Here is a 12,905-nt window from a genome sequence, read left to right on the forward strand (position 1 = left end):
GGGGCAAGGTTCCGGGCGGGGGAAACCGTCACTCGACCGCAAGGATAATGTCGGCCGGGTTGAGGCCGGCCATCACCTCTGCACCGACCTCCGGACACGGCGTTTGCGACCGCGGCACGGTCGCCACCAGGGTCTTGCCGCCGCCGAGGGCCAGGGTCAGTTCGCTGGCGCTTTCGCCGTCCTCGCGGGCGGTGACGATGCAGGCGAGGCGGTTGCGGGCCTCCGCCGCGCCCGGTCCCACGGCGACGACGCTGGACCTGATTAGGGCCAGGACCGGACTGCCGATCCGCAGGGCGAGATCCTCGGCGCTGCGGCGGGTGATGGTCGAGACGATCTCGCGCCCTTCGCCGATGGCCAGGGTGACCTCGGCGGTGACCCGGTCGCCGGCAAGGCCGCTGACGGTGCCGCGCAGGGCGTTGCGGGCACTGGTGCGCAGGCCAAGGCTCCAGAAGATCTGGCCCAGGTCCGGAGCCTCGGCGGCCGACAACCCGACCTCCAGCCGCGCTACGGCCGCGCCGATCTCACGTTCGACCGCGCGAAAGGCCCGGATCACGGTCTGGCCCCGGGCGGTGATCTCGGCGGTGCCGCCGGCCCGGCCGCCGGGGCTGGCCAGGATCAGGGGGCCGTCGAACAGGTTGTTCAGGGCCTGGATCGCATCCCAGGCCCCCTTGTAGCTGAGGCCCAGGGTCCGGGCCGCCGCCGTGATCGAGCCCTGCGCCCCGACCGCTTCCAGCAGGTCGATGCGCTCCATCCCGACCCGGGCCAGGGCTCCGCGTCGCAGGATCAGCGCGGCCCGCAGTTCACCGTCAGCCGTCATGGACCCTCCTCAAGACCGGACGCGACAGCGTTATGCACTCTTGCTACATAACGCTAGCGGATCATCGCCTCGCAGCCGTTCGGAGACCGACGTCCATGTCCCCTCGCCGTTCGTTCCTGACGGTCGTCCTCACCGGCCTGCTGTCGCTGCTCGGGACCGCCTCCGCCCTGGCGGCCGAGACCCGGGTGGCCGTCGCGGCCAACTTCACCGAACCCGCCAGGGCCATCGCCGCCCGCTTCGAGGCCAGGACCGGTCACAAGGTGTTGCTGAGCTTCGGGTCCTCGGGCCAGTTCTATACCCAGATCGCCAATGGCGCGCCGTTCGACGTCTTCCTGTCGGCGGACGTCGAGCGGCCGATGAAGGCCGAGGCCGAGGGTCTCGCGGTGGTCGGCTCGCGCTTTACCTATGCCACCGGACGGCTGGTGCTGTGGAGCCGCACGCCCGGCCTCGTCGACGGCCGGGGCGCGGTTCTGGCCACGGGACGCTTCGAGAAGCTCGCCATCGCCGACCCGAGGCTCGCGCCCTATGGCCAGGCCGCCGTCGAGACCCTGGGCAAGCGCAGGCTCTATGACGGCCTGAAGCCCCGCCTCGTCACCGGGGCCTCGATCACCCAGACCTTCCAGTTTGTGCAGACCGGCGCAGCCGAGCTGGGCTTTATCGCCCTGTCGCAGGTGATCGACGAGAAGGGCGGCTCGCGCTGGATCGTCCCGGCCACCGAGCACAGCCCGATCGACCAGCAGGCCGTCCTGCTGAAGACCGGAGCGGACAATGCGGCGGCCAAGGCCTTCCTGACCTTCCTGAAGGGCTCCGAGGCGAAAGGCATCATCCGCCGCTACGGCTACGAGGTCCGCTAGACCATGCTGGAGGTCCTGTGGCTGACGGTGAAGCTGGCGGGACTGACGACCGCCCTGCTGCTCGTCCTGGCCACCCCCCTGGCCTGGTGGCTGGCCCGGGGCCGGTCCGGCTGGCGACCCGTGGTCGGCGCGGTGGTGGCCCTGCCGATCGTACTGCCACCGACCGTGCTGGGCTTCTACCTGCTGATCGCCCTGGGCCCGCATAGTCCGCTGATGGCTTTGCTGCAGCCGTTCGGCATCCGCACCCTGGCCTTCACCTTCGAGGGGCTGGTGATCGGCTCGGTGATCTACTCCCTGCCGTTCGCTGTTCAGCCGTTGCGCAATGCCTTCATTGCCATCGGTGACGAGCCGCTGGAGGCCGCCGCCACCCTCGGGGCCTCGGCCCGCGAGCGGTTCCTGCGCGTCGCCCTGCCGCTGGCCGCCCCGGGCTATGTCGTCGCCGCCCTGCTGACCTTTGCCCACACCATCGGCGAGTTCGGGGTGGTGATGATGCTGGGCGGCGGCATCCCCGGCGAGACCCAGGTGCTGTCGGTCGAGATCTACCAGCTGGTCGAGGCGCTGGAGTGGAACCAGGCCCACAGGCTGGCCGCCCTGCTGCTGGCCTTCGGGTTCGCAGTCACCCTCAGCCTGCTGCTCCTGGAGCGCCGTACAGCCCGCCGCTAGTGGCCGGCCGAATGGGCCAGAAGCTCGAAACTGGTCGATAGTCCGTCAACGGACGAATTGGCAATCATGACCTCGAAAACGCCCGGCTCGACGGTCCAGCGGTCGCCTTCGCCGATGAACATCAGCTGCTCGCGGCGGATCTCGAACGTCACCTCCTGGCTGGCGCCGGGGGCCAGGGAGACCCGCTGGAAGCCCTTCAGCTCGCGCACCGGCCGGGTGCGGCTGGCGACGCGATCGCGGATGTAAAGCTGCACCACATGTTCGCCGTACACCGTGCCGGTGTTGGTGACCCGCGCCGTGGCGTGCAGCGGATCGCCCCAGCGCACCTTGCTGTCGCTGAGCTTCAGGTCCGACAGGGCAAAGCCCGCATAGCCGAGCCCGAAGCCGAACGGATAGAGGGCCTCGTTGCGGATCGAGCGCCAGCGGGCCTTGTATTCCTGGGCATTGGGATCGGCCGGGGCCGGGCGGCCGGTCGTGCGGCTGTTGTAATAGAAGGGCTCCTGGCCGCTCTCGAGGGGGAAGCTGACGGGCAGCCGCGCCGACGGATTGACGGCCCCGAACACCACATCGGCGACCGCATTACCCATCTCGCTGCCGAGGAACCAGGTGGCCAGAATGGCCCGGGCATCGCGGACGACGCCTTCCAGCGCGATGGCGCGGCCGTGGCGCAGCAGGACGACCACCGGCTTTCCGGTCGCCGCCACGGCTTCGGCCAGACGCTGCTGGACCGGCGGAATGCGGATGTCGGTGCGGGACTTGGCCTCGCCGGTCATGTCCTGGCTCTCGCCGACGGCCAGCAGGACGATGTCGGCCGCCCGGGCTGCCGCGACGGCGCGCTCGAACCCGCCGGCCAGGGTGGTTTCGATCTCACAGCCGCGCTCGACGATCAGGCTGGTCGGATCGGTCATGGCCGCGCGCAGGCCGGTCGCCAGATCCACGTTCAGACTGCGATCGGCAAAGAAGCCGCCCCAGGCCCCCAGCACATTGTCGCGGTCATCGGCGAAGGGGCCGATCAGGGCCAGCCGCTTGCCGGACCGCGGCAGGGGCAGGATCGCGCCCTCATTGCGCAGCAGCACGATCGACCGGGCCCCGGACTCGCGGCTCAGCTGGCGCAGGGCCGGGGTCGCGGTCCGGGCCTGCTCGGCCTCGGGGTTGATCGACCGATAGGGATTGTCGAACAGGCCCAGCGCTTCCTTCAGGCCCAGGACCCGACGGACCGCGGCATCGACCGCCGCCATGGGCACCGCGCCGGAGGCGGTCAGTTCGGGCAGATAACGCAGATAGAGGCCGCTCTGCATGCTGACGTCGATGCCGGCCAGGATCGCCAGCCGCGCTGCGTCGCGATCATCCTGGGCATAGCCGTGAGCGACCAGTTCCTGGTCGGCCGTGTAGTCGGAGATCACGACACCGCGGAAGCCCCATTCGCCGCGCAGGACATCGGTCAGCAGCCGCTTGTTGGCGGTAGCCGGAATGCCGTTGACGTCGTTGAAGGCCGACATGGTGGTCAGGGCCCCGGCGGCGAAGGCGGCCTGGAACGGCGGCAGATGCACCTCGCGCAGGGTGGCTTCCGACAGCTCGACGGAGTTATATTCCAGGCCCGCCGTCACCGCCCCATAGGCCGCGAAGTGCTTGGGCGTGGCGACCATGCTGTCCTCGGCCCGCAGGTCGCGCCCCTGGAAGCCGCGCACCCGCGCCTCGGCCAGCACCTGGCCCAGATAGACGTCCTCGCCCGCCCCCTCGGCCACCCGGCCCCAGCGCTGGTCGCGGGCTACATCGACCATCGGCGCGAAGGTCCAGTGCAGGCCCGAGGCGCTGGCCTCCGAGGCCGCCGCCCGCGCCGTGCGCTCGCACAGGTGCGGGTCAAAGCTGGCGCTTTCGCCGAGCGGAATGGGGAACACGGTCTTGAAGCCATGGATCACGTCGGCCGCAAAGATCAGCGGGATCTTCAGCCGCGAGCCTTCAACGGCGGCCTTCTGGGCGTCCATCGCGCCGGCCGTGCCGACCCCGTTCATCAGCACGCCGATCCGCCCGGCCCGGATCTCGGACAGCAGGGTCTGGGCGTTGCGGATATTGATCAGCGGGTTCATGTCGCCGAACGGCGGACGGATCATGTCGGCAAAGCAGGACAGCTGTCCGGCCTTTTCCTCGATGGTCATGCGGGCCAGAAGGGTTTCGATCCGGTCCGAGGCTCGGCCGGCGGCCCGGACCGGTCCGGTGATCGCATAACCGGCGAGCGCTCCGGCTCCGGCCAGAATGGACCGACGGCTCGGCCCGGACTGGCCGCCTGAACTCGCCTTCGACACCATCGATTCCCTTTGTCGCGCTTTGAAGCGGCAAACTCGCCGCTAAAGGGCCGGCGCGCAACCGGCCTCGCCTATTCGGCGGCGGCCAGGGCGTCGGCCGGATTGCGACCGGCATTGTAGACCTCGAGATCGAGAATGCCCTCGCGCTTGGCGACCAGGGTCGGGACAAGCGCCTGGCCGGCGACATTGACGGCCGTCCGGCCCATGTCGAGGATCGGATCAATGGCCAGCAGCAGGCCGACACCTTCAAGCGGCAGGCCCAGGGTCGAGAGGGTCAGGGTCAGCATGACCGTGGCACCGGTGAGGCCCGCCGTCGCCGCCGAACCGATCACCGAGACGAAGACGATCAGGAAGTAGTCCGACAGACCCAGATGCAGGCCGAAGAACTGGGCCACGAAGATCGCCGAGATGGCCGGATAGATCGCCGCGCAGCCGTCCATCTTGGTCGTCGCCCCCAGCGGCACGGCAAAGGCCGAATAGGCCCGCGGAACGCCCAGGCTGTGCTCGGTCACGGCCTCGGTCACCGGCAGGGTGCCGACCGAGGAGCGCGAGACAAAGCCCAGCTGGATCGCCGGCCAGGCACCGGCGAAGAACTTCAGCGGGTTCAGGCCATTGGCCGCCAGCAGGCTGGGATAGACGACAAACAGGACCAGCCCGAGGCCCAGATAGATCGCGCCGGTAAAGGCCCCCAGCTGGCCGAGCGTCGTCCAGCCATACTGGGCCACCGCCGTCCCCAGCAGGCCGATAGTGCCGATCGGCGTCAGGCGGATCACCCAGGACAGCACCTTGCGCACCACGACCAGGGCCGAGGCGTTGAAGGCCAGGAAGCCCTTGCCGGCCTCGCCGGACTTCAGGGCCGCAATGCCGGCCACCAGGGCGATAACCAGGATCTGCAGGACGTTGAACGACAGCGAGGTCTTGGCGACCCCGGCATCATTGATCGAGGTCGAGGCGTTCAGGCCGAGGATGTTGGACGGCACCAGCCCAGTCAGGAAGTCGAGCCATGAGCCGTTGGTCTTGGGCGCATGGGCTTCGGTCGCCGCGACCGTGGTGTGCAGGCCCGGCTGCAGGACCAGACCCAGGGCGATGCCGATCAGCACGGCGATCAGGGCGGTGACGGCAAACCAGAAAAGGGTCCGCCAGACCAGACGCGCGGCGTTCTGCAGCTGGGCCAGGTTGGCGATGCTGGCCACGATGGCCGTGAAGACCAGGGGCGGCACCAGGGTGCGCAGCAGTTGGACGAAGATCGAGCCGATCTGGCGCAGGGTCTCGGCCAGCACATAGCCCGCCTCGCCCTTGGCCGGACCGAGGTCGCGCGCCAGCAGGCCGAGGCCCAGGCCGATGACCATGGCGATGAGGACCTGAAAACCGAAGCCGCTGATGAAGCGGGTCTTGGTGGGGGCGGCGGCCATGGTGGATCCTGAAACGAAAATCTCAACGCACTGTCCTGCGGAACGGCAGGTTTTTCCAGCCCGCTTTTCCGGTCTCGCCTTCAGGAAACCTAACGGACAGACCGGTACGCAGACAGCAGAACGCCCGCCGCTGCACCGCAGGGTGCAGGGGCGGGCGTCCACTGGTTCAGTCAGTCAAACGGTCAGTGACCGCCGGCGACCGCTTCGGTGATCTCGTGCACCGGCGCCTTGCGGGCCGCGAACGAGAACCACAGCACATAGACGTAGCAGGCCAGCGGGGCGATGAAGCCCAGGGCCCGCGAGCCCGTCGCCTGCTCGATGGAGGCAAAGATCAGCGGCAGGACGGCACCGCCGACAATGGCCATGCAGAGCAGGCCCGAGGTCGCCGAGGTCGCTGCGGTCGAACGCTGCAGGGTCATCGTGAAGATGGTCGGGAACATGATCGAGTTGAACAGGCCGATCAGCAGGGCCGCAAAGGCCGGAATCAGACCGCTGGTCAGGGGAGCCTGGGCCAGGATCAGGTTCAGGGTTCCGGCGTGCGGGGTGGGCACCATGTCCTTGCTGACGATCACGACCAGGCAGACCGCAATCGCACCGACGGCCACAACCGTCAGCAGGACATAGTCCTTGACCACCTTCAGCAGGGCTGAACCGCCGAACCGACCGATCATGGCGAACACCATGTAGAAGGTCGTCAGCTTGCCGGCCTGCTCGGCCGAGATGTTCAGGATGTTGGTCTGCTCGAGGAACAGCAGCAGGTTCAGCGAGATCGCCACCTCGGCCCCGACATAGAGGAAGATGCCCAGAGCGCCGAGATTGGCCCACTTCGAAGTCAGGGCCGACAGCGGGCTGACCAGCTTGCCGGTTTCCGGTGCAGCCTCGGTGATCTGCTTGCGGACCATAAAGATGGCCACGATGAACAGGGCCAGACCCACGCCGATGGCGAGATAGACGTTCGAGACGAAACCAAGGGCCTGTTCGCGCATCACTTCGGTGACAACAGCGCCCTTCTCGAAGATCTCGCCCTTGAGCAGGAAGTTGGCGCCGAACCACAGGCCGCAGGCCGCGCCCAGGGAGTTGAAGGCCTGGGACAGGTTGAGCCGGAACGAGGAGTCCTCGGGCTTGCCCAGCGAGGCGATCAGCGGGTTGGCGGCCACCTGCAGCAGGGTGATGCCCGAAGCCATCACGAACAGGGCCGTCAGCACCAGCGAGAAGGTGTGCAGCTTGGCGGCGGCGATGGCGATGAAGCAGCCGGCGACGATGCCGCCGAGGCCGACCATGACCGACTTGGCATAGCCGAACTTCGACAGGAAGGCGGCGGACGGCATCGACATGACACCGTAGGCGATGAAGAACGCAAAGCCCGTCAGGTTAGCCTGGATCGGGGTCAGGGTGAAAACCGTCTTCATGGTCTTCAGCAGCGGGTCGAGCAGGTTGGTGACCAGCGCCCAGATGAAGAACAGACAGGTGACATAGACGACGGCCAGGAGCATGCCCTTGCCGGTCTTGGCGGTGATGGCGGAGTCAGACATCGATCAGCCCTCGTTCCGCAGCGATCGGCGATCCGCCGACCCGTTTGAGCGCGCGCTGAACTTGTGCGCGCCGACACCCATGCCTGTCATTCTTTCACTCCCTGTCCGTCTTCGCGGGACGCGCGCATTCCCCTCAAGCGTGACAACGTTGTCAACACAAAGTGTCGCAAAAGGCGAAATCAGGGCACCGCAACACGGGAACAAAACCCGCTTTCAGACCCTTTTGCAGACTAAAGGGGAGTACTGTCGTGATGTCACTGGTCGTTGTTCTGAGCTGTGGAATTTTCGCCCTCGCCGCCGTGATCGGCGTGCTGGACCTGCTGGTGCATCTGATCTGCAAGGGAGCACGGGCCCTGCGGACGCCGAACGCCCTGAAGCCCGAAGGCCGCGACTTTCCCGTCGATCAGCCGCCGGCGCAGGGAATCACGGCGTAGCGCCCGGCCGTCAGCCAGCCGGTTCCGGCCGGTCCGACCAGTTCCAGGGCATAGGGCGCGCCCGGTCGCCAGTCGCGGGCCGCCAGCGCCGGGTCCAGCGGCAGGTCGTCCGTACGGGGCCAGACGATCCAGGCCGGCGCATCGGCGGCCGCGCAAAAGCGCTCAAGCCGTGCGCGGGTCGGACGGGCCGGACGCGAATCGGCAGCCGTCAGCGGTTCAAGCCAGTCGCGACCGATCAGACCGGTCTCCCACAGGCGATTGACGCGCCCATTCAGGGCCACGGCCAGCGGTCGCGAGAACACCACACCGGCTCCCTGCATCTTGCTGGCCCAGCTGGGGCGTCCGGCCAGAACCCAGGGCTCCATGTCCCCGGCCAGCCACAGCACCTCGCCCGGACGGGAGGCCATCAGGGCCCGCAGGGCGGGATCCCCTCCCCGGTCGCGGAACTTCACATAGGCCGAGCGGTCGTCCCAAAGTCCGGCCGCCAGGGCAGCGAGGGTCAGGCTTGCCGTGATCAGCACGGCAGGACGCGGCAGGGGCCAGTCCCGCACCAACCAGAGGCCGACCAGCAGGGCCACGGCGGTGCCTGGAACCCCGCTGTTCCAGACGAGGCCGAGACTGAAGGGCCAGGCCGCCGGCAGGGCGATCAGGGCGGAGGCCAGGGCGAGGCTCCGCGTGGTGAGGAAGATCGCCAGCGCTGCCAGCATCACGCCGGTCGCAAACCGGCTGACCAGAACGGGCCGACTCCAGGTCATCCGGCCGTCCAGCAGCAGGGCCGCGGCGACGACCACGGCGACGCCGAGCCCGACGACGCCCTGATCCATGAACAGCCAGCCACAGACCAGCGCCGCCAGGGTGATCAGGCCCGTGGCCCCGCGCCCGGGCAGGGCAACAACCGCCAGGGCCAGGCTTCCGGCGGCCAGCAAGGCCATGGGTTCCAGCATCCGCCAGGTCTGGACCTGCAGGATCAGCAGCAGGGACGCGCCGTCGCCGAGCAGGACGAGCACCAGCACGCCGAGGGCTGCAGCCAGCAGGGCGCCGATCGCCAGGGATCGCGCCTTGCCCGTCAGCAGGCTGACGCCCACGGCCAGGGTCGCCATCTGCACGGCCAGCCGGTTCCAGGTTTGCAGCGGCCAGTGGGCGGTGAACAGGATCGGGCTGCGAGCCTCGACCAGGGCGCGCCATTCCGGGTCCATCGGCACCAGCAGGCGGTCGGCGACCGGAACCCGGGCCAGGGCCAGGCCGACCAGGATCACGCCGCCGGCCAGGCCGGGAACCAGCCAGCGGCGGTCTTCCAGACAGAGGGCCAGATAGACGACCGCCAGGCCGCACAGGCCCATGATCGGATGCAGGGCCATGGCCACCGCGTAGAGGGCGAAGGCCAGGATGCGCCGGTTGGCCAGAAAGGCCGCCATGCCCGCCATGCCGGCGGCCTCGGCCAGGCCCCGGGGCACGGCGAAGGGCTCCCCGAAGCTGATGACGTTCAGCGGACCATAATAGGGTGGCAGGACGATGATGAAGACCAGGACCGCCCAGCGGACCATGGCGCTGCGGTCGGCCGCCAGGCGCTCGACCAGCAACAGGAGCGCGGCAAACCACAGGACGAGGGTCAGGCCCACCATCAGCAGCGAGGCCTGGGACAGACCCAGATGAGCAATCATCCGGCTGAGCAGCGGCGTATAGATGCTGAAGCCGAACTGCCCGTCGTGGATGAACATCAGGTCGCGACCGATGCCGCCGGGGTCCAGCTTGGCCAGGGCGTCGGCGATATAGAGGCGTCCGTCGTGCCGAACGCCCTGATAGGCTCGGCTGAGGGCAAACAGGCTGAAGGCCGCCAGCACCGCCCACCAGGCCTGCCCGGTCCGGGCGGCTCCGGTCCCGGGGCGGACGTCCAGGGCGCTCAAGGCCGGGGCGCAGGCCGGCTGAACAGCAGTGTCCGGCGAGCCACGAAGTTGAACACGAAGACCAGCCCCGCCGTGGGCAGTTTGGCGACCGGTGGCTCAAGGCCGATCAGCGAAACCCAGAAGGCCATCAGCAGTTGGGTCAGGACCAGCCCGATCATGCCGACGGCCAGAAAGCCCGCAAACTCGCGCCGGCGGTCGGCGATCGCCCGATGCCGGAACACCATCGAGACGCTCAGGCCATAGGCCACCGCGATCCCGGCGCAGAACCCGACCGCCGTGGCGACCAGATAGTGGGCCCCGAGATCGATCAGAACCACCATCAGGGCGGCATCCACCGACAGGGCCGCCGCGCTGGCCAGGCCATAGGCCAGAAGCTCGCGCACGCCCAGCGGCAGCCGATGATAGAGGCCCTGCAGGGAGATCATGCTCAGGCAGCGACCTTGCGCGGCACGGCGCGTTCGCTGCGCAGGGCCTCCCGTGCGCCCGAAACGCCGGCCTCGCCATACTCGGCGTCCTCATTGACCTCCCAGACGTCATGGACGGTCTCGCCGGCCAGGATGTTCTCGGCGGTCAGGATGCCCGTCATCATGGCGTGGTCCTGATTGTTGTACTTGTGCATGCCGTTGCGCCCCACCAGGTGCAGGCCCGGGAAGTGCAGCTTCAGGTCCATGCGGATCATCTTGATGTGCTCGGCATAGGCGTCGTCATAGACCGGATAGGCCTTGTGCTGGCGCACCACGCAGGCGTCATAGACATCCTCGGGCGCCATCAGGCCGATCTTGCCGATCTCGCGCTTGGCCTGGGCCACCAGGTCCTCGTCGCGCGACACCCACAGGCCGTCGCCCTCGAAGCAGAAGTATTCGAGACCCAGGCAGGTGGAGACGCCGTCCGGGATCATTTCCGGCGACCACGAGCGGAAGTTCTGCACGCGGCCGACCTTCACCGACGGGTCGTGGATATAGATCCAGTTGTCGGGCAGCTCCTTCTGGGGCGAGCCGATCAGGACCACGGTGATGAAGTCGCGGTACATCAGTTCGCCGGCGTGGAAGAGGCTGATCGGCGTCGGGCTGATCGCGCTCATCAGTTCGCGGATCGGCGCCGACGAAACCACGTCGCCGGCGGTGAAGGTCTCGCGGGTGCCGTCCTGGCAGGCGACATTGACCGTCCACAACCGGGCGACCTTGTCATAGTGCAGGCCCTCGACCTTGCGGCCCATCAGGACCTTCCCGCCCAGGGCGGAGATCTTGTCGGCGCAGGCTTCCCACATCATGCCGGGGCCCTTGCGCGGATAGCGGAAGCTTTCGATCAGGGTCTTGGGCGCGCCCTCGCCGGTCTTCGCCCGGATGCCGAGCGAGCGCTTGACGCCGTCGATGATGGCCGCGCCCAGATCCAGGCCCTTGATGCGCTGGCTGGCCCAGTCGGCCGAGATCTCGTCGCAGCTCATCCCCCAGACCTTCTCGGTGTAGGTCTTGAAGAAGATCGAGAACAGCTTCTCGCCGAACTGGTTGCGGACCCACTGGTGGAAGGTCGTCGGGTCCTGGATCGGGCGGGCCTTGGCCCAGCCGAACGAGGCCATGCACTTGGTCGCCGTCCAGATGCCCAGATTGCCGAGCGCCTCGAAGGCCTTCAGCGGATAGGCATAGAACTTTTCACGGTAGTAGATCCGCGACAGGCGCGGCCGGTCGATGAAGTCGTCCGGCAGGATCTCGTTCCAGAGATCGACCACTTCCTTGCTCTTCGAGAAGAAGCGGTGGCCGCCGATGTCGAACTTGAAGCCCTTGTAGTCGACGGTCCGGCTGATCCCGCCCACATAGGTCGGGTCCATCTCGAGCACGGTGACGCCCCGCCCGGCCTTGGCCAGGGTGTAAGCGGTGGTCAGGCCCGCCGGGCCGGCTCCGATCACAAGGGTCTCGACGTGCTGGGCCATGTCCATTCCAATCCCGTTTCGAAACAGGATGGCGGCCTGTGGTTAAGGTCCGGGCGCCAGACGTGGTGAATCGCCGTTAATTGTGAACGGCCTCAGCCCTGGCTCCAGGGCCCGCTGCGGCGTGGCGCGCTGACCGGCACGGCGGTGCGAACCGCAGACCTGCGAGTCCCCTGGCCGATGCCCAGCGACATCAGGGCCTCCACCCGGTTACCGGTGGCGGGGTGGGTCGAGAACAGGTTGTCTGCGCCCTTCCCGTTCAGCGGATTGATGATGAACATGTGGGCCGTGGCCGGATTGCGTTCGGCGTCGATATTGACCGCTCCGCCCCGGGCATAGGCCTCGATCTTCTGCAGGGCTCTCGCGAGTGCGGCGGGATCACCGCCGATCGCCGCCCCGACCCGGTCGGCCTCATATTCGCGGGCCCGGCTGATGGCCATCTGCACCAGCATGGCCGCGATCGGGGCCAGGATCGCAAGGGCGATCGCACCGATCACGCCGCCCGGACGCTCGTCATCACGCGAGCCGCCGAACAGGAAGGCGAAGTTGGCCAGGGCCGAGACAGCGCCAGCGATGGTCGCCGTCACGGTCATGATCAGGGTGTCGCGGTTCTTCACATGGGCCAGTTCGTGAGCCATCACCCCGGCGATCTCGTCGCGGTCGAGCAGGGACAGCAGGCCGGTGGTGGCGGCGACGGCGGCATGATCCGGATCGCGCCCCGTGGCGAAGGCATTGGGCTGGCCGTTGTCCATCAGACAGATCCGCGGCCGCGGCAGGCCGGCCCGGTCGGCCATGGCCTTCACATCGATCACATAGTCCCGCACCCGGCGGTCAGGATGGGTCTCGTCGACCTCCACCGCCCCATAGGTGCGCAGGACGATCTTGTCCGCATTCCAGTAGGAAAAGGCGTTCAGGCCCAGGGCCAGCAGCAGGGCAAGCATCATCCCCGCCGCCCCGCCGATCAGAAAGCCGGCCCCCATGAACAGGGCGGTCAGGCCGGCCAGCAGCAGATAGGTCTTGAAGTGGTTCATGGCTCCGCAGGGTCAGTCGAAGATGTCGAAC

At 68.1% G+C, this 12,905-nt stretch carries 11 protein-coding genes; 3 read left to right on the forward strand and 8 right to left on the reverse strand.

The genetic code is table 11. The annotated features are described in order from the left end of the window. Positions 1 to 28: 28 nt before the first annotated feature. Positions 29 to 817, reverse strand: a complete 789-nt coding sequence (locus DBR10_RS03385; protein ID WP_108556139.1) for a TOBE domain-containing protein — start codon at positions 815 to 817, stop codon at positions 29 to 31. Positions 818 to 912: 95 nt separating this feature from the next. Between DBR10_RS03385 and modA the strand changes: the two genes are divergently transcribed. Continuing rightward, on the forward strand, positions 913 to 1,671 hold the full coding sequence (modA, locus tag DBR10_RS03390; RefSeq protein WP_108504224.1) for a molybdate ABC transporter substrate-binding protein: 759 nt from the start codon (positions 913 to 915) through the stop codon (positions 1,669 to 1,671). A 3-nt stretch (positions 1,672 to 1,674) separates the two neighbouring features. Next, a complete protein-coding gene (gene modB, locus DBR10_RS03395) occupies positions 1,675 to 2,334 on the forward strand; it encodes a molybdate ABC transporter permease subunit (RefSeq protein WP_108504225.1) in 660 nt (219 codons plus the stop codon). On the opposite strand, the gene bglX is transcribed toward modB, so the two are convergent. The 3 genes from bglX to DBR10_RS03410 all read right to left on the reverse strand — a co-directional run bounded on the left by bglX (position 2,331) and on the right by DBR10_RS03410 (position 7,581). Next, the gene (gene bglX, locus DBR10_RS03400) at positions 2,331 to 4,640 is read right to left on the reverse strand and encodes a beta-glucosidase BglX (protein ID WP_108556140.1); all 2,310 of its coding nucleotides are present in this window, start codon (positions 4,638 to 4,640) and stop codon (positions 2,331 to 2,333) included. The genes modB and bglX overlap by 4 nt on opposite strands. 68 nt (positions 4,641 to 4,708) lie before the next feature. After that, positions 4,709 to 6,049, reverse strand: coding sequence for a dicarboxylate/amino acid:cation symporter (locus tag DBR10_RS03405; protein WP_108490157.1), 1,341 nt, complete (start codon positions 6,047 to 6,049; stop codon positions 4,709 to 4,711). A gap of 182 nt (positions 6,050 to 6,231) precedes the next feature. Beyond that, the gene (locus tag DBR10_RS03410; protein WP_108490156.1) at positions 6,232 to 7,581 is read right to left on the reverse strand and encodes a sugar MFS transporter; all 1,350 of its coding nucleotides are present in this window, start codon (positions 7,579 to 7,581) and stop codon (positions 6,232 to 6,234) included. 251 nt (positions 7,582 to 7,832) lie between these two features. Between DBR10_RS03410 and DBR10_RS03415 the strand changes: the two genes are divergently transcribed. After that, a complete protein-coding gene (locus DBR10_RS03415) occupies positions 7,833 to 8,015 on the forward strand; it encodes a hypothetical protein (RefSeq protein ID WP_108504226.1) in 183 nt (60 codons plus the stop codon). Here the strand turns inward: DBR10_RS03415 and DBR10_RS03420 are convergent. From DBR10_RS03420 to htpX, 4 genes are all read right to left on the reverse strand, one after another. Next, the gene (locus DBR10_RS03420; protein ID WP_233243238.1) at positions 7,985 to 9,919 is read right to left on the reverse strand and encodes a hypothetical protein; all 1,935 of its coding nucleotides are present in this window, start codon (positions 9,917 to 9,919) and stop codon (positions 7,985 to 7,987) included. The two genes, DBR10_RS03415 and DBR10_RS03420, sit on opposite strands and share 31 nt — an antisense overlap. Further along, the gene (locus DBR10_RS03425) at positions 9,916 to 10,344 is read right to left on the reverse strand and encodes a GtrA family protein (protein ID WP_108504227.1); all 429 of its coding nucleotides are present in this window, start codon (positions 10,342 to 10,344) and stop codon (positions 9,916 to 9,918) included. Before DBR10_RS03425 ends, DBR10_RS03420 begins: the two co-directional genes overlap by 4 nt. Positions 10,345 to 10,346: 2 nt before the next feature. Further along, positions 10,347 to 11,846, reverse strand: a complete 1,500-nt coding sequence (locus DBR10_RS03430; protein WP_108504234.1) for an NAD(P)/FAD-dependent oxidoreductase — start codon at positions 11,844 to 11,846, stop codon at positions 10,347 to 10,349. Positions 11,847 to 11,938: 92 nt separating this feature from the next. Further along, positions 11,939 to 12,874, reverse strand: a complete 936-nt coding sequence (htpX, locus tag DBR10_RS03435) for a zinc metalloprotease HtpX (RefSeq protein ID WP_108504228.1) — start codon at positions 12,872 to 12,874, stop codon at positions 11,939 to 11,941. Positions 12,875 to 12,905 lie beyond the last annotated feature (31 nt).

The sequence above is a fragment of the Caulobacter sp. HMWF025 genome, from assembly GCF_003060965.1.
GTDB lineage: Bacteria > Pseudomonadota > Alphaproteobacteria > Caulobacterales > Caulobacteraceae > Caulobacter.

Coding starts and splice junctions, on each gene's coding strand:
- modB (WP_108504225.1), top strand. CDS start 1,675: ATGCTGGAGGTCCTGTGGCTGACGGTGAAGCTGGCGGGACTGACGACC.
- DBR10_RS03425 (WP_108504227.1), bottom strand. CDS start 10,344: ATGATCTCCCTGCAGGGCCTCTATCATCGGCTGCCGCTGGGCGTGCGC.
- DBR10_RS03430 (WP_108504234.1), bottom strand. CDS start 11,846: ATGGCCCAGCACGTCGAGACCCTTGTGATCGGAGCCGGCCCGGCGGGC.
- modA (WP_108504224.1), top strand. CDS start 913: ATGTCCCCTCGCCGTTCGTTCCTGACGGTCGTCCTCACCGGCCTGCTG.
- bglX (WP_108556140.1), bottom strand. CDS start 4,640: ATGGTGTCGAAGGCGAGTTCAGGCGGCCAGTCCGGGCCGAGCCGTCGG.
- DBR10_RS03405 (WP_108490157.1), bottom strand. CDS start 6,049: ATGGCCGCCGCCCCCACCAAGACCCGCTTCATCAGCGGCTTCGGTTTT.
- DBR10_RS03415 (WP_108504226.1), top strand. CDS start 7,833: ATGTCACTGGTCGTTGTTCTGAGCTGTGGAATTTTCGCCCTCGCCGCC.
- DBR10_RS03410 (WP_108490156.1), bottom strand. CDS start 7,581: ATGTCTGACTCCGCCATCACCGCCAAGACCGGCAAGGGCATGCTCCTG.
- DBR10_RS03385 (WP_108556139.1), bottom strand. CDS start 817: ATGACGGCTGACGGTGAACTGCGGGCCGCGCTGATCCTGCGACGCGGA.
- htpX (WP_108504228.1), bottom strand. CDS start 12,874: ATGAACCACTTCAAGACCTATCTGCTGCTGGCCGGCCTGACCGCCCTG.